Raw genomic sequence first — 15,371 nt, 5'->3', positions numbered from 1 at the left:
ATCACCGGGGCGGCCCCCTTCACCAGTACGGCCCCTCCCACTAGTAGGGCCAGGTCCAGTCGCGGACTTCGGGGGCGTCTTCGCCGTGTTCGCGGGTGTGGGCGCGCATGGCCAGGCGTTGGTCGGACATCCGCTGGCGGATGTGGGCGACGCGCCCGCCGAGGGACGGGACGCGGTCGATGACGTCCATCACCAGGTGGTAGCGGTCGAGGTCGTTCAGCATGACCATGTCGAACGGCGTGGTGGTGGTCCCCTCTTCCTTGTAGCCGCGGACATGCAGGTGGGCGTGCCCGGCGCGGCGGTACGTGAGCCGGTGAATCAGGTAGGGGTAGCCGTGGAAGGCGAAGATCACGGGCTTGTCGGTGGTGAACAGGGTGTCGTACTCGCGGTCGGCGAGGCCGTGCGGGTGCTCGCTGGACGGCTGGAGCCGCATCAGGTCGACGACGTTCACGACCCGGACGCGCAGTTCGGGGAACAGCCGCCGCAGCAGGTCCACCGCGGCGAGCGTCTCCAGCGTCGGGATGTCGCCCGCGCAGGCCATGACGACATCGGGGTCCTCGCCGCCGTCGGTCGAGGCCCACTCCCAGATGCCGATGCCGCGCGTGCAGTGCGCGATCGCCGCGTCCATCGGCAGCCAGTTCAGCGCCGGCTGCTTCCCGGCCACGATCACGTTGACGTAGTCGCGGGACCGCAGGCAATGGTCGCCGACGGACAGCAGCGTGTTCGCGTCCGGCGGCAGGTACACCCGGACGATCTCCGGCTTCTTGTTCAGGACGACGTCGAGGAAGCCGGGGTCCTGGTGGGTGAAGCCGTTGTGGTCCTGCCGCCACACGTGCGACGACAGCAGGTAGTTCAGCGACGCGATGGGCCGCCGCCACGGCAGGTGCCGGGTCACCTTCAGCCATTTCGCGTGCTGGTTGAACATGGCGTCGACGATGTGCACGAACGCCTCGTAGCTGTTGAACAGCCCGTGCCGTCCGGTGAGGAGGTAGCCCTCCAGCCAGCCTTGGCACAGGTGCTCGCTCAGCACCTCCATGACCTGCCCGGACGGCGCCTGATGCTCGTCGGTCGGGAGGATCTCGCCTTCGAAGACCCGCTCGGTCGCCTCGAACACGTCACCGAGCCGGTTGGACGCCGTCTCGTCCGCGCCCATGATGCGGAAGCTGGTCGGGTTGGCCTTCACGACATCGCGCAGGAACGACCCCAGTGTCCGGGTGGGTTCGGTGAGCGTCGTGCCGGGCTTGTCGACGGGCACGGCGTAGTCCCGGAAATCGGGCAGCGCGAGCGGCTTCAGCAGCAGGCCGCCGTTCGCGTGCGGGTTGGCGCTCATCCGCCGCTCGCCCTCGGGTGCGAGCGCCCGCACCGCTTCGACGGGGCGGCCGTCGGCGTCGAACAACTCGTCCGGACGGTAGGAGCGCAGCCATTCCTCGAGCTGCGCGAGATGCGCGGGGTCGTCGCGCACGCCGGCCAGCGGGACCTGGTGGGAGCGCCACGTGTTCTCGACGGGCAGCCCGTCCACCTCCTTCGGCCCCGTCCAGCCCTTCGGCGACCGCAGGACGATCATCGGCCAGCGCCGCCGCTCCGACGTCCGCCCCGCCCGCGCGTCGCGCTGGATCCCGGCGATCTCGTCCAGGGCCTGGCCGAGCGCGGCGTCCATCTTCCGGTGCATGGACGCGGGCTCGTCCCCGCTCACCAGGAGCGGCCGGTACCCGTACCCGTCCAGCAGCTGGACGAGTTCCTCCTCCGGGATCCGCGCCAGCACCGTCGGGTTCGCGATCTTGTAGCCGTTGAGGTGCAGGATCGGCAGGACGGCGCCGTCCTTCACCGGGTCGAGGAACTTGTTCGAATGCCAGCTCGCCGCGAGCGGCCCGGTCTCCGCCTCGCCGTCCCCGATGATGCACGCGACGACGAGGTCCGGGTTGTCGAACGCCGCCCCGAACGCGTGCGCCAGCGAATACCCCAGCTCGCCTCCCTCGTGGATGGAGCCCGGCGTCTCCGGCGCCACATGGGACGGGATGCCGCCGGGGAACGAGAACTGGTGGAACAGCCGCCGCATGCCCTCGGCGTCCTGCGAGACGTGCGGGTACACCTCGCTGTAGGTGCCCTCCAGCCACGCGTTCGCGACCGCCGCCGGCCCGCCGTGCCCCGGCCCCATGATGTAGATCATGTCGAGGTCCCGCGCCTTGATCGCCCGGTTCAGGTGCGCGTAGCAGAAGTTCAGGCCGGGCGAGGTGCCCCAGTGCCCGAGCAGCCGCGGCTTGATGTGCCGGCGCCCGAGCGGCTCGCGCAGCAGCGGGTTCGCGAGCAGGTAGATCTGACCCACGGAGAGGTAGTTGGCGGCTCTCCAGTAGGCATCGATCGCCCGTACCTCGTCATCGGACATCATGGGCTCGGCCATTGCGCGTCCCTCCGCTGTCGGTCCCGCCTCAGGGAGATCACGTCCCCACCATCGGCGCGGTCAACCGTCACGCAGAGCCCATCACACGGGCCGGGACGCACCCAGGGCCCAAAGTCCCCACAACAGAGAGTTTCCAGAACGGGCGCAGAACCCAAGGCCGGGACTCAACAGCCCAAAGCCCCGGAAACCAGAGGCGCCCGGGGCCTCCGGGGCCGGGGCGCGTTCGGCGCCCGGCACCCGGAGGCGCCGACACAACAGGGTGGACGCCGCCGGTTACAGAGGCGGATCCCGGGCGCGGGCTCCGCCCCGCCCCCCAGCGAACCGGTGGGAGCGTCTCCTCTGGGCGTGTTGAAGCCTGCCGCCTACCCGCGCGTAGGTTCACCGCGATGGGCGTGCAGTCGTCCGGCGGTAGGACGGCTGCGACGAATGGCTCGCACAGAGTGACCGATCAAGGACGGAAAGCCATGAACGGGACGCCCGGCCTGTCTCGCGCGGGGCCCGATGTGCTAGGGAGAGCGGGACGGCTGATCAGGTAGGAGGCGGTATGGGCGGGTTCTTCACCGGACGGACGCTGGCGGACCTCGGACGGGCCCTGCGCGACGGCGAGCAGACGGCGCAGGATCTCGTCACCAGGGTTCTGGAGTCGGCCGACCCCGAACTGAACGCCTTCGTGGACCTCGACCCCGAACTCGCCCAGGAGAACGCCCGGTTGGCGGACAAGGAGCGGGCGCGCGGCGTCGACCTGGGCCCGCTGCACGGCATCCCCGTCGCGGTGAAGGACATCATCGACGTCGCCGGCTTCCGGACCGGCATGGGGTCGGCGCACTTCGACGGCCACCTGGCCGAGGAGGACGCGGCCTGCGTGCGGCGACTGCGGGACGCCGGCGCCGTGATCGTCGGCAAGACGGGCACGCAGGAGTTCGCGTTCGGCGCCACCGGCGACGTGTCGGCGAGCGGCCCGGTCCGCAACCCGCACGACCGGTCGCGCATGGCGGGCGGCTCCAGCAGCGGCAGCGCGGCCGCCGTCGCCGCCGGCACGGTGCCGCTCGCCCTCGGCACCGACACCGGCGGGTCGGTGCGCATCCCGTCCGCGTTCTGCGGGGTGGCCGGGTTCAAGCCGGCGCACGGCGCCGTCCCCGCCGACGGCGTGTTCCCGCTGTCGCGCTCGCTGGACCATGTGGGCGTCCTGGCCGGCTCGGCCGCCGACTGCCTGACCGCCTACCGCGTGCTGGCCGCCCCGTCCGGGGACACCGGGCCCGCCGCGGACGAGGCCGCGCGCCACGGCCGCGCCGCCTGGATCGAGCCGCCCGCCGCCGACCCCGAGGTGGTGCGGACCGTCCGGGCCCTGTTCCCGGACGCGCCGGCCGAGCCGCTCGACTTCGCCGGGCTGCGGGAGGTGTTCATCGCGATCGAGTTCAGCGAGGCCTACGACGTGCACGCCGAACGGATCGCGGACGCGCCCGGCCTGTACCTGCCGGCCACGCTCGGACGGCTGGAGGAGTCGGGGCGCATGCCCGGCTGGCGGCTCGTCCGGGCCCTGCGCGAGCGGGACCGGTACGCCCGCGAGATCGCCGCGCTGCTCGACCGCTACGACTACCTGGCGATGCCCACGATGCCGATCACCGCACCGGAGATCGGCGCGACGGAGAACGAGTTCGGGCCGCTGACCGCGCTGCTGGTCAGCCTCACCTCGCCGTGGAACGTGCTCGGGCTGCCCGCGCTGAGCGTCCCCGCCGGGACGGTCGGCGGCCTCCCGGTCGGCGCGCAGCTCGTCACCCGGCGCGGCGCGGAGCGCATCCTGTTCGACGCCGCCGAACGGCTCACCGCGTAAAGGGCGCCTCGCGCCGCAGAGGTACTCGCGCCTCAGAGGTGCTCGCGCCTCAGAGGTAGAGGCCGAAGAACTCTTCGGGGTGCTCCAGCAGCGGGGGCAGGTCCTCGGCGGTGATCGTCACCAGCTCCTGCCGCGTGGGCGCCTGCACCGGCGGCTCCCCGCCCTGCCCGGCCGCTGCGCGGACCGCCTTCTCCCGCCCGGCCTTCCCGGCCCCGGCCTTCCCAGCCTCGTTCCCGGCCTGCTCCCGCTGCGCCGTCACGGCCGCGGACGCGACCCGGTCGGCCTGGTTGGCGACGGCGACGTCCAGCATGTTGCGCATGAGCCGGCCGTTGCCGAAGGACGGTCCGCGGGGCGCGCGGCGCAGCATCGTCGCCAGCACCTCGTCGGTGCCGGGCGCGAGCTCGAACCCGTCCGCGGCGGCGAGCTGCCCGAACACGGTGATCAGCTCGTCGTCGGTGTAGTCGGGGAAGTGGATCTGCTTGGGGAACCGCGAGTCCAGCCCGGGGTTGGCGGCGAGGAACTCGGCCATCTCCTGCTGGTAGCCGGCGACGACCACCACCAGGTCGTCGCGGTGGTCCTCCATCAGCTTGACCAGCTCGGCGATCGCCTCGTGCCCGTAGTCGCCCTTCAGCGGCGACTGCGTCAGCGTGTACGCCTCGTCGATGAACAGGACGCCGCCGATCGCCCGCTCGACCAGCCGGCGGGTGCGCGGCGCCGTCTGCCCGATGTACTCGCCGACGAGGTGGGCGCGGGACGCCTCGACCAGATGCCCGGACGACAGCACGCCCAGCCGCTTGTAGATGCGGCCGAGCAGCCGCGCCACCATCGTCTTGCCGGTGCCCGGGTTGCCGGTGAACACCATGTGCCGGGTCGGCGGGGTGATCTTCAGCCCGTTCTCGCTGCGCAGCCGCGCCGCGTGCGTCCCGGCGACGAGCAGCGCGATCTCGTGCTTGACGGTCTCCAGGCCGGTCAGGTCGCGCAGTTCGGCGAGGGGGTTCCCGGCCGCCCGGGAGATGTCCAGGGTGCCCGGGACGTCCTGCTTGCGGACGAGGAGTTCGGCGTCGGCCGCCCCCTGCCGCGCGCGGGCCGCGGCCGTGACCTGGTCCGCCAGGTACGGGGCGAGCCGCGCGTTGCGGAGCGTCTGCATCGGCGGCGTCGCCGCCAGCAGCGCGCCCGCCGCCGCGACCGCCTGCCGGGTGCCGCGCGCGCCGCGGGCGGCCAGCGCCCGGCGGAACAGCTCGGCGTGCCCGTCCGCGGTGAACGGCCGCGTCCGCGCGATCCGGAACAGCTGCGGCAGGACGGGGTTGATCTCGCGGATCCGCTCCTCCCCGCCCGTGTCGCACAGCGCCACCAGGTTCAGGTCGGGGTGGACGGCGAGGAGCCGGTGCAGCTCGGCGGCGAGCGCCTCCCCGTTGCCGGGGTCGGTGACGATCCCGTCCAGGCCCTCGATGACGAGCAGCCGGTCGCCGGCGCAGTCGCGGGCGTCGGCGTGCAGCCGGGCGACGGCGTCCGGCAGCCGCTGCCCGGTGTACAGGTTGTCGGTGACCCAGTGCGGGTCGCGGCCGAACGCGAGCGCCTTCCCGAGCTCCTGCGCCGCGTCGCGCTTGCCGGTGCCGTCCGGCCCGGCCAGCAGCAGCCGGACCGGCTCGCCGCCGCCGGTCAGCTCCGCCAGCGCCGCGGTGACCTCCGGCTGCCCGACCAGCGAGGTCGCGAGCTCCGGCCGGACGGCCCGCCCGGCGGCCCCGGCCGCTGCGGAGGTGCCGTCCGCCGCGGGCGCCCGGTGCAGCGTCTCGGTCAGCGGGTTCACGACGCGGCGGCGCGGCGCGTACAGGCGCCGCAGGTCGGTCTGGAACTGGCCGACCGGGATCCACTCCGCCTTCGGGAACCACGGGTCGCCGGGCAGCCCCTGCACGGTCGCGATGAACCGCATCGCCATGTCGAGCCAGCCCCGGCAGGCGTCCGCCGCCCCCGCGACCAGCGCCCGGACCAGCCACGCCCGCGTCCGCTCCTGCCACGCGCCCGCCTTGAACCCGCGGCGCTCGGCCGCGAACCGCTGCTGCAGCTCGCCGTAGCGGTCCTCGCCCAGCGCGACCGCCAGCTCCGCCGGGACGTGCTCCATGCTGCCCTGCAGCAGCAGCTGGAGCAGGTGGACCTCGACGGTCTCGTCGCGCGGCGCCACGTCCGTCAGATGCTCGTAGGCCGCGAGCAGCCCCGCGCACACCCACTCCAGGTAGCCGACCGGGCCGAGCAGCTCGGGCACCGCCGCGACGATGTCGTCGCCGGCGTGCGCGTGCCAGTGCTCGCGCAGCTCCGCCTTCGGCAGGCCGATCTCGCACTCCGGCGGGTCGTCGTAGAGCCGCAGCAGCGCCTTGCGGCGCTCCTCCAGCGGCTCGATGCCCTCCAGCGCCGCCAGGCAGTCGCGGGCCAGCTCGATCGCCAGGCCCCGGTCGGGAGCCTCGATCAGCCAGTCCACCGGCGGCCGCCAGCGGCCTCCCGGGGCGTCCCAGCGGGTCATCCGGGTGCTGAGCGGCCCCGGGTTGACCAGGTGCCGGTGCAGCAGCCGCTCCGGCAGCTGCGACCAGGAGCCCGCCTTGATCGCGCCGCCGCCGGGCAGGAACGCCAGCATGCCGAAGATCTCCGCGGTGACGAGCGACGCCGGCAGCGTCAGCAGCTTGTGCTCGTCGGTCGTGAGCTCCGCGGCCCGCGGATCGGCCGCCAGCCCGTCGATCCGCGCCGAGATCTCCTCGAACAGCCCGTCCGGGACACGCCACGGGCCGTGCGAGTAGACGTCGAGCACCGGCTCGTCGGTGAGCAGTAGCCCCAGATGGTCCGGCAGCCGCAAAGAACACCCCTCAAGAACGGTTAAAGCAGGGGTACAGCCTATGTTTTCCAATGGACTGCTGCCGTATGGCCCACTCGATCCGCGGCACCGGATGCGACACATTTTCGTGTTCGTGCCGCGGTGCTCACCCGCGGCGCAGGGACTCCACGGCCAGCCGCGCCGCCGTGCCGATCACGGCGTCGGCCCGCGGCAGGACGGCGATGGGCAGCGTCGACCGGGTGAACACCGCCACGGCGTAGCGGGCGCCGTCGGGGTACTCGACCGCGCCGACCTCGTTGCGGACGGTCGGCAGCGTGCCGGTCTTGCCGCTGACGACGACGTCGTCGTAGGGGAAGCCGGACGACAGCCGGTGCGGCCACACCTGCAGGCCGAGCAGCCGCCGCATCGCCGCGCAGTGGTCCGGCGGCGCGGCCTCGTCCCGCCAGATCATCGACAGCAGCCGGGTCATGTCGCGCGGCGTGCTGCGGCTGGTGCGGGCCGGGTCGAGAGCGCGCAGCCGGCCGAGGACGCCGGGCTCGTCCAGCCGCGCCCACACGTCCGCGAAGGTGGCGGCGCCGGCGTCCGCGAGCAGGGACTCGTGCAGCTCGCGGCCGTTGACCTCGACGACCGTCGCGCGCAGTCCGAGGTCGGCGGCCGCCGCGTTCACCGCGTCCCGGCCGACCCGGTCGAGGACGGCGTCGGCGGCGGCGTTGTCGCTCACCGTGATCATCAGGCAGGTGAGGTCGCGCAGCGACATGCGCACCTCGTCCAGCAGCGCGGACACCCCGGTCGGCCCGGCGGTGCGGTCGCCCGGCGCCAGCGTGACCTGCTCGGCCGGGTCGAGCAGCCCGGCGGCGGCCCGCCGGTGGAAGGCGACCAGCAGCGGCACCTTGAACACCGACGCGAGCACGACCGGCTCGCCCGCGCGGACGGCGACCTCCCGCCCGGTGTCCATGTCGGCGACGTGCAGGAATCCCGTCACCCCGGCGGCCCGGAACTCCGCCTCGATCCGCCCGACGACCCCCCGCTCCGCGCCGCTCATGCCCGTCTTCTGTGGGGGGTCGACCCCCCACGCCCCCCGGTTCGCTTCGCTCATGCCAGGAACCCCGAGGACGGGCGCGGCACGACGCGGCGCGCGGGGGCGGCGTCCAGCGGCTCCATCCGGGCCTCGCGGCGCAGCACTGCGGTCGCGGCGGCGGTGAAGTCGGCGATCGCGCGGGCGTGGCCGGGGTCGCGGGTCCGCCGCCACGCGCACGACGTCCGCCAGGCCAGCGGCTCGCCGACCAGCGGCCGCCATGCCGTGCCGGGCACGTCCTCTCCGCGCGGGACCAGCGCCACCGCCGTCCCCGCGAGGACGAGCCCGAGCGCGAACTCCGGGTGCCGCGCCTCGTGGACGGCGGCGGGCGCGTACCCGTGGCGGCGGCAGGAGGCGAGGAGGTCGTCGTGGGCTCCGGGCGCCTCCTCGCGCGCGGGCGTGACGAGGTCGCGGCCGGTGAGGTCGGCGAGATGCACCTCCGGGGACGCGGCGAGGTCCGCGCCGGCGGGCAGCAGCACGCCGAGCCGCCGGCCGAGCATCGGGCCGAGCTCCAGCCCGCGGGAGTCGCACGGGTGCCGCACCACCCCGGCGTCCAGCGTGCCCTCGGCGAGCGCCCGGATCTGCTCGGCCGTGCCGGTCTCGCGCAGGTCGAGCCGCAGGTCGGGGCGGCGCTCGCGGAACGCGGCGATCAGCGCGGCGACGACCCGGCCGCCGAAGCCGCTCGGCAGGCCCGCGCGCACCGTGCCGTCCGCGCCGAGCCGGGCCCGCTCGGCGAGGGAGTAGACGCGCTCCACGCGGGCGAGGATGTCACGGGCCTCGTCCAGCAGCAGCCTCCCGGGCGCGGTCAGCTCCACCTTCCGGCTGGACCGGTCGAACAGCCGCACGCCGAGCTCCCGCTCCAGCCGCTGGATCCGCTGGCTCAGCGGCGGCTGGGCCATGCCGAGCCGCTCCGCCGCGCGGCCGAAGTGGAGTTCCTCGGCCACCACCACGAAGCACCGCAGATGCCCCACGAGGTTCACGACCAGGCATGATACCGATTCGGATATACCTGTGACATCAATATCAATCTTGGACTTTCCAGGCGTCGCCTGATGTTCTTGTGCCTCCATGACAGGGGGAAGGGAGTTCGACGATGCGCCGATCCCGGGTGCTGACCGTCGCCGCGATCGCGGTGGCGGTGCTGATCGTGGGGGCGGGAGCGGTGTGGTTCCTGCGCGACGGGGAGGACCCGCGGGACACCGCGGAACGGTACCTCGCGGCCTGGAGCGGCGGCGACCTCGCCGCGATGAAGCTGCTCACCGACCGACCGCCCGCCGACTTCGACCAGCGGTTCACCAAGATGCGCGAGGAGCTGGGCGTCACCGCCCAGCGCTACACGGTCGCCTCGGTGGGGGATCCGGACGGCGACAGGGCGGGCGGTTCCTACACCGCCGAGCTGACGCTCGCCGGTGACCGGAAGTGGACGTACGAGGGGCAGCTCCCGCTGATCAAGCAGGACGGCGAGTGGCTCGTCCGCTGGTCGCCGCAGGTGGTGCACCCGGCGCTGGAGGAGGGGCAGCGGCTCCGCGCCGCCCGCGCCTGGTCCGACCGCGCGTCCGTCCTGGCGGCGGACGGCAGCGACCTGAGCGGCTCCGAGTCCGGCTCCGCGCGGCAGCTCGCCGGGCCGGTCGGCGCGGCGTCCGAGGAGGACGCGAAGCGGCTTGGCGCCCCGTACCGCAAGGGCGACCTGATCGGCGCGGACGGCCTGCAGCGGCAGTACGAGCGCCGCCTCGCCGGCACGCCCGCCCTCACCGTCCAGATCGTGGACGCCGAGAACAACGCGGTGAAGACGCTCAAGCGGTTCGGCGGCACGGACGGGGAGCCGCTGAGGACGACGATCGACCCGAAGGTGCAGGCCGCGGCGGGCAGTGCCCTCGCGAGTGTGCGGAAGCCGGCGTCGATGGTGGCGCTGCGCCCGTCCACCGGGGAGATCCTCGCGGTCGCGAACAAGCCCGGCGGCTACAACCGGGCGCTGATGGGCCAGTACCCGCCCGGCTCCACGTTCAAGGTCGTCACCGCCGCCGCCCTCGTCGCGGACGGCGTGTCGCCGGCCACGAAGGTCGGCTGCCCCGCGACCACCACGGTCAACGGCCGGTCGTTCCACAACTACCAGCACGAGGACTTCGGGACGATCCCGTTCCGCGAGGCGTTCGCGCACTCCTGCAACACCACGTTCGCGCGCCTCGCCGTGGACAAGCTGGGTGAGGAGCGGCTCGCGCAGGTCGCGGCGCAGTTCGGGTTCAACGCCCCGATCATCGCCGGGCTCCCCGCGGTCCGGGCCGCGTTCCCCGCCAACAAGGACGACACGGCGTTCGCGTCCGCGTCCTTCGGCCAGGGCAAGGTGCTGACCAGCCCGCTCAACATGGCGGGCGTCGCCGCCGCGGCGGCCGACGGGACCTGGCGGTCGCCCCGCCTGGTCGAGGCCGCCGTGGCCGCGCAGGCCGCCGACGCCAAGGGCCGCAAGCCGGAGGCGCCGAAGAAGCTGGAGCCCGCCGTCGAGAAGGCCCTGCACTCGCTGATGCCCGCCGTGGTCAGCGAGGGCACCGCGTCCGGCGTCGGCTTCCCGGCCGGCACCGCAGGCAAGACCGGCACCGCCGAGTTCGGCTCGGGCGAGAACCCGCCCACCCACGCCTGGTTCATCGGCTACCGCAAGGACGTCGCCTTCGCCGTGATCGTCGAGGGCGGCGGCACCGGCGCGGAGGCCGCCGCGCCGATCGCCGCGAAGTTCCTCAAGGGCCTGTGAAAGGGCTTTGACGGCGCGGCCGCCGTCCCCTCCGGACGGCGGCCGCGACGTCGCAGCGGGAGCCGGGGCGTCAGCCGGCCGGGCGCAGGGCGCGGGCGAGGATGCCGGCGGTGCGGGCGATGGCCTTGTCGTCGGCCTCGGCGTCCGGGGTCCGCTTGTTCGTGGTGATCACGATGATGAGCGGCGCACCGGCCTTCGGGTAGGCGATCGCGATGTCGTTGGCGGTGCCGTAGGTGCCGCCGGTGCCGGTCTTGTCGCCGACCGTCCAGCTCTTCGGCAGCCCGGCCCGGATGCGCTTGTCCCCGGTCACGGTGGCCTTCAGCCAGCCGACGAGGCGCCCCCGGTCGGCCGGGACGAGCGCGTTCCCGGTGGTGAGGGCGCGCAGATCGTCCGCCCACGGACGCGGCGCGGTCGTGTCGCGCCGCTCGCCCGGCCTCCAGTCGTTGAGGGCGGTCTCCCAGCGGTCGCTGCGGCTGACCCGGTCGCCGAGGGAGCGGAGGAAGGCGGTGAGCCCGGCGGGGCCGCCGATCTGCCTCAGCACGAGGTTGCCCGCGGTGTTGTCGCTCTGGGTGATCGCGGCGTGGCACAGGTCCGCGACCGTCATGCCGGTCCCGACGTGCTTCTCGGTCACGGGGGAGTAGTCGACGAGGTCCGCTTCGGTGTAGCGGATCACCTTGTCGAGCAGCCCGGGGGCGCTCTGCCGCGCCTTCCGCAGGACCGCGCCGCACGCCATCGCCTTGAACGTGGACGCGAACGGGAAGGTCTCGTCCGCCCGGTGCGAGACGGTGCGGCCGGTGCCGGTGTCGATCGCGAAGGCGCCGATGCGCGCGTGGCGGGTGCGTTCGAGGCGGGTCAGCTGCTTCGTCACCTCGGCCTGCGCCGCCGCGTTCTGCGGTGCCGCGCTCTGGGACGCCGTGCTCTGGGACGTTGTGAGCCGGGAGGTGTTGCCCTGCGGCGCCGCGGTCGCGGTGTCCGGGGAGGTGCCCGCACCGCAGCCGGCCACGGCGGAGACGGCCAGGGCGGCGGCGAGCGTCCGGACGGCGGGAGCGTGTTTCGTCATGCCGGTGAGCAGACCAGAGGTACGGAGCCGATGTCCAATATTGATATGGGTTCCCGCACGATATCCATTCCGCTATGAGTGCGCCGCGACCTGCGCCTACGCGCCGCGTCACAGCCAGTCGCGGATCTTGAAGATCACATAGAGCGCCGTGCTGCACAGCACGATGATGACCGCGGCGGCGATGAAGCCGGCCTGCCGGGAGAAGCCGGGATAGGGCACGTTCATCCCATAGAACCCGGTGACGGCGGTCGGCACCGCGATGATCGCCGCCCAGCTCGTGACCTTCTTCATCACCTCGTTCATCCGGTTGCTCTGCAGCGCCAGCCGCGTGTCGAGCAGGTCGGCGACGAGGTCGCGCAGCGCGTCCGTCCACTCGCCGACGCGCAGCGTGTGGTCGTAGACGTCCTGGAAGTAGGGGACCAGCGGCGCCGGGACGAGCTGGAGGTCGCGGCGCAGCAGCGTGTTGAGCACCTCCCGCATCGGCAGCGCGATCCGGCGCATCTTGGCGAGGTTCTTGCGGAGCCGGTAGCTGCGCCGCTGGATCTCCTTCACCGGGAACTCGTCGCCGAACACCAGGTCCTCGACCGCGTCGGCCTCGTCGTCGAACGCCTGCACGGCGGCGAGCTGCAGGTCGATGACGAGGTCCAGCATCCCGTAGAGCAGGAACGCGGCCGTCGGCTCGGCGAGGCCGGCGTCCGGGCTCTGGTCCCAGCGCCCCACCAGGGCGTCGATGTCGATGCCGTTGTCCTGCCGGACGGTGACGAGAGTCCGCTCGGAGATGAACGCCGACAGCTCGTGCAGTGTCAGCTCCCCGCCGTCCACGTGCGGGACGTAGACGTTGAGGAACGCGTACCCGCGGTAGCGGTCGAGCTTGGCCCGCTCGTGCCGGGACACCGCGTCCTCCACGGCGACGGGGTCGAGGCCGAGCTCGTCGCCGACCACGCGCAGGTCCTCGTGGCGCGGCCGGGTCAGGTCGAGCCAGACGACGGTGTCCGGACGCTCCAGGTAGTCGCTGATCTCGGGCACCGGGAACCCCTCGGCCACGACCTTCCCGTTGCGCCAGGCGCGCGTGCGCGGCGGGGCCGTGCCGAGGCGATTCTCCGGATGCTCGTCGATGTCGCACTCGGACGGATGGGATCCCATGCGACCCTTATACCCGCCTGTTCCGGGGCGGGGCGGTGGAGTCGCGCACGATGAGCTCTCCCGGCAGGACGCGCGGGGCGGGCCGGCCGCCCGCGAGCAGGTCCAGCAGCGCCGTCATGCCCTGGGCGCCCAGCTCCTCGGCGGGCAGCCGGACCGTCGTCAGCTCCGGTTCCAGCGCGGTGGCGAGCAGCACGTCGTCGAAACCGGTGACCGACAGCTCGGACGGGACGTCGAGGCCGAGCGCCCGCGCCGCCTTGTAGGCGCCCGCCGCGATCAGGTCGTCATCGCACACCAGGACGGTCGGCGGGTGCGGCGCCGACAGCAGCCGCACCGCGGCGTCCTTCGCGGCCGCGACGTCGATCGCGCAGGAGTCGCGGGCCAGGGCGCCGCCGGGCAGGGCCGCGACGGCGGTGGCGAGGGCCGCGGCGCGGGCGCGGAACGTCCACTGGTCGACGGCGGCGGCCACGTGCCCGAACCGGCGGTGGCCGAGGCCGGCGAGGTGCCGGGCGATCGCCCGCATGCCGTCCGCGACGCCGAAGTCGACGGTCGGGACGGCGCCGTCCGGGCCGCTGTCGAGCATCACGGCGGGCGTGCCGCGGAACCGGGCGAGCGCGTCCGGGGCCAGCGAGGAGGCGAGGATCCCGTCGATGGCCTCGTCCGACCCGAACGGGCTGTCGGCGGGCCCCTGCGCGTCGTCCGGCCAGGTGGACACGACGACGCCGAAGCCGTGCCGCGCCGCGACGCGCGCCGCGCCCGTGTAGACGGGGCCGAAGAACGGCGCGGTCAGCGTCGGGACCATCAGCAGGACGGTCCGGGTGGTGCCGAGCCGCAGGTTGCGGGCCGCCTGGTTGGGCCGGTAGCCGAGCCGCTCGGCCGCGTCCCGCACGCTGCGCGCCGTCGCGGGGGAGACGCGCCCGCTCCACTTGCCGCCCAGCACGAGGGAGACCGTGGACTGCGAGACCCCCGCCTCCTGGGCCACGTCCTTGCTGGTGGGACGGCTGATCGCCGGCACCGGCACCTCCCTGGCGGACATTGTGACGAAAACAGACTAGAGCGGAAGCCTCCGGAAGTGGTACGTATGACGGGTCGAGTACTACGTATGACGGGGATCTTCGGGGGCCATCGGATGCGCGGCTACGTCGTCTTCCTGCGGAGGCCGCACGCGGCGCGGCTGCTCGGCGGCACGCTGCTCGGCCGGCTGCCCAACGGGATGGGCATGCTCGCCGTCGTGCTGCACGTCCGCGCCGGCGACGGCGGCTACCCGCTCGCCGGGACGCTCGCCGCGATCCTCGGCCTCGCGACCGCCGCCGGGCAGCCCGTCCTCGGCCGCGTCATGGACCGCTACGGCCAGCCGCCGGTCCTGCTGCCCGCCGCCTGCGCCTCCGCCGCGGGCTTCGCGCTGCTCGCCGCCGTCGGCGCCCACCCGCTGCCGGTGGCCGTCGCCGCCGTGGTCCTCGCCGGGTTTGCGACCCCGCCGCTGGAGGCCGGGCTGCGCGCGCTCTGGCCGGACGTCCTGGACGATCAGGAGCAGGTCGACGCCGCCTACGCGCTCGACGCCGCCGCCCAGGAGATCCTCTTCACCGCCGGGCCGCTGCTCGTCGTCGCCGCGGCGGCCCTGAACACCGAGGCCGCGCTGCTGCTCACCGGCGCGCTCGGCATCGCCGGGACGCTCGTCGTCGCGGCCTCCGGGCCGTCCCGCCGGTGGCGGAGCGAGCCGCGTGCCGCCGATTGGGCCGGGCCGCTGCGCTCCCCGGGCCTGCGGGTGCTGCTGCTGTCGCTCGCCTGCGCCGGCATCGCGCTCGGCGTCTACGCCGTCGCCGTCGTCGCCTACGCCGAGGAGCAGGGCAGCGACCTCGCGTCCGGGCTGCTGCTGGCGTGCATGGCGGCCGGCGCCCTCGCCGGCGGAATCTTCTACGGCGCCCGGCCGTGGGCGGGCGAGCCGCACCGCCGGCTGCGCTGGCTGCTGGCCGCGCTCGCCGCCGGCTACGTCCCGCTCGTCCTCGCGCCCGGCCTGCCCGTCATGTCGGTGCTGGCCTTCGTGTCCGGGGTGTCCCTCGCCCCGGTGCTGGCGTGCAGCTTCGCGCTCGTCGACCGGCTCGCCCCGGCCGGGACGGTCACCGAGGCGTTCGCGTGGGTCGTCGCCGCGGTCGGCGCGGGCGGGTCGCTCGGCTCGTTCGTCGCCGGGATCGGGCAGGACGCGGCGGGCGTCCCGGGCGCGTTCGCCGGCGCCGGCGTCGGCGGCGTCCTAGCCCTGACCCTGTGCCTGCTGGGCGGCCGGACCCTCCACCCGATCACCCACC

10 protein-coding genes are annotated in these 15,371 nt (G+C 74.0%); 3 read left to right on the top strand and 7 right to left on the bottom strand.

Annotation, left to right across the window (positions count from 1 at the left end):
* Positions 1 to 40: 40 nt before the first annotated feature.
* Positions 41 to 2,398: a phosphoketolase family protein gene (locus E1284_RS14510; RefSeq protein ID WP_165965266.1), complete on the bottom strand. Its 2,358-nt coding sequence runs from the start codon at positions 2,396 to 2,398 to the stop codon at positions 41 to 43.
* Between the two features lie 544 nt (positions 2,399 to 2,942).
* Between E1284_RS14510 and E1284_RS14505 the strand changes: the two genes are divergently transcribed.
* A complete protein-coding gene (locus E1284_RS14505; protein WP_131939595.1) occupies positions 2,943 to 4,229 on the top strand; it encodes an amidase in 1,287 nt (428 codons plus the stop codon).
* 49 nt (positions 4,230 to 4,278) lie between these two features.
* On the opposite strand, the gene E1284_RS41460 is transcribed toward E1284_RS14505, so the two are convergent.
* The 3 genes from E1284_RS41460 to E1284_RS14490 form a co-directional block, all read right to left on the bottom strand.
* Positions 4,279 to 7,071, bottom strand: a complete 2,793-nt coding sequence (locus tag E1284_RS41460) for an AAA family ATPase (protein WP_165965265.1) — start codon at positions 7,069 to 7,071, stop codon at positions 4,279 to 4,281.
* A 124-nt stretch (positions 7,072 to 7,195) separates the two neighbouring features.
* Positions 7,196 to 8,092: a serine hydrolase gene (locus E1284_RS14495; protein WP_131939594.1), complete on the bottom strand. Its 897-nt coding sequence runs from the start codon at positions 8,090 to 8,092 to the stop codon at positions 7,196 to 7,198.
* 50 nt (positions 8,093 to 8,142) lie between these two features.
* Positions 8,143 to 9,105 (bottom strand): LysR family transcriptional regulator, encoded by a 963-nt coding sequence (locus E1284_RS14490; RefSeq protein WP_131939593.1) that lies wholly within the window; start codon positions 9,103 to 9,105, stop codon positions 8,143 to 8,145.
* Between the two features lie 113 nt (positions 9,106 to 9,218).
* On the opposite strand from E1284_RS14490, the gene E1284_RS14485 reads away from it, so the two are divergent.
* Positions 9,219 to 10,868: a penicillin-binding transpeptidase domain-containing protein gene (locus tag E1284_RS14485; RefSeq protein WP_131939592.1), complete on the top strand. Its 1,650-nt coding sequence runs from the start codon at positions 9,219 to 9,221 to the stop codon at positions 10,866 to 10,868.
* A gap of 70 nt (positions 10,869 to 10,938) precedes the next feature.
* Here E1284_RS14485 and bla read toward each other — a convergent pair whose 3' ends face one another.
* From bla to E1284_RS14470, 3 genes are all read right to left on the bottom strand, one after another.
* Complete coding sequence (bla, locus tag E1284_RS14480; protein ID WP_131939591.1) at positions 10,939 to 11,928, bottom strand: class A beta-lactamase; 990 nt, start codon at positions 11,926 to 11,928, stop codon at positions 10,939 to 10,941.
* Between the two features lie 108 nt (positions 11,929 to 12,036).
* Positions 12,037 to 13,071 (bottom strand): magnesium transporter CorA family protein, encoded by a 1,035-nt coding sequence (locus tag E1284_RS14475; RefSeq protein WP_131939590.1) that lies wholly within the window; start codon positions 13,069 to 13,071, stop codon positions 12,037 to 12,039.
* Between the two features lie 7 nt (positions 13,072 to 13,078).
* On the bottom strand, positions 13,079 to 14,104 hold the full coding sequence (locus E1284_RS14470) for a LacI family DNA-binding transcriptional regulator (protein ID WP_131939589.1): 1,026 nt from the start codon (positions 14,102 to 14,104) through the stop codon (positions 13,079 to 13,081).
* A gap of 66 nt (positions 14,105 to 14,170) precedes the next feature.
* Here E1284_RS14470 and E1284_RS14465 point away from each other — a divergent pair.
* Positions 14,171 to 15,371 (top strand): MFS transporter (locus tag E1284_RS14465; protein WP_243714480.1); only part of this gene is annotated, 1,201 nt, incomplete at its 3' end.

Origin of the sequence: Actinomadura bangladeshensis, from assembly GCF_004348335.1 — a bacterium.
GTDB lineage: Bacteria > Actinomycetota > Actinomycetes > Streptosporangiales > Streptosporangiaceae > Spirillospora > Spirillospora bangladeshensis.
Note: the sequence above shows the minus strand (reverse complement) of the source record. Positions and strands in the feature narration are given on the sequence as shown.

Excerpts from the sequence above, each read along its gene's own strand:
- E1284_RS14505 (WP_131939595.1), top strand. The coding sequence starts at position 2,943 with ATGGGCGGGTTCTTCACCGGACGGACGCTGGCGGACCTCGGACGGGCC.
- bla (WP_131939591.1), bottom strand. The coding sequence starts at position 11,928 with ATGACGAAACACGCTCCCGCCGTCCGGACGCTCGCCGCCGCCCTGGCC.
- E1284_RS14495 (WP_131939594.1), bottom strand. The coding sequence starts at position 8,092 with ATGAGCGGCGCGGAGCGGGGGGTCGTCGGGCGGATCGAGGCGGAGTTC.
- E1284_RS14475 (WP_131939590.1), bottom strand. The coding sequence starts at position 13,071 with ATGGGATCCCATCCGTCCGAGTGCGACATCGACGAGCATCCGGAGAAT.
- E1284_RS14470 (WP_131939589.1), bottom strand. The coding sequence starts at position 14,104 with ATGTCCGCCAGGGAGGTGCCGGTGCCGGCGATCAGCCGTCCCACCAGC.
- E1284_RS14510 (WP_165965266.1), bottom strand. The coding sequence starts at position 2,398 with ATGGCCGAGCCCATGATGTCCGATGACGAGGTACGGGCGATCGATGCC.
- E1284_RS14485 (WP_131939592.1), top strand. The coding sequence starts at position 9,219 with ATGCGCCGATCCCGGGTGCTGACCGTCGCCGCGATCGCGGTGGCGGTG.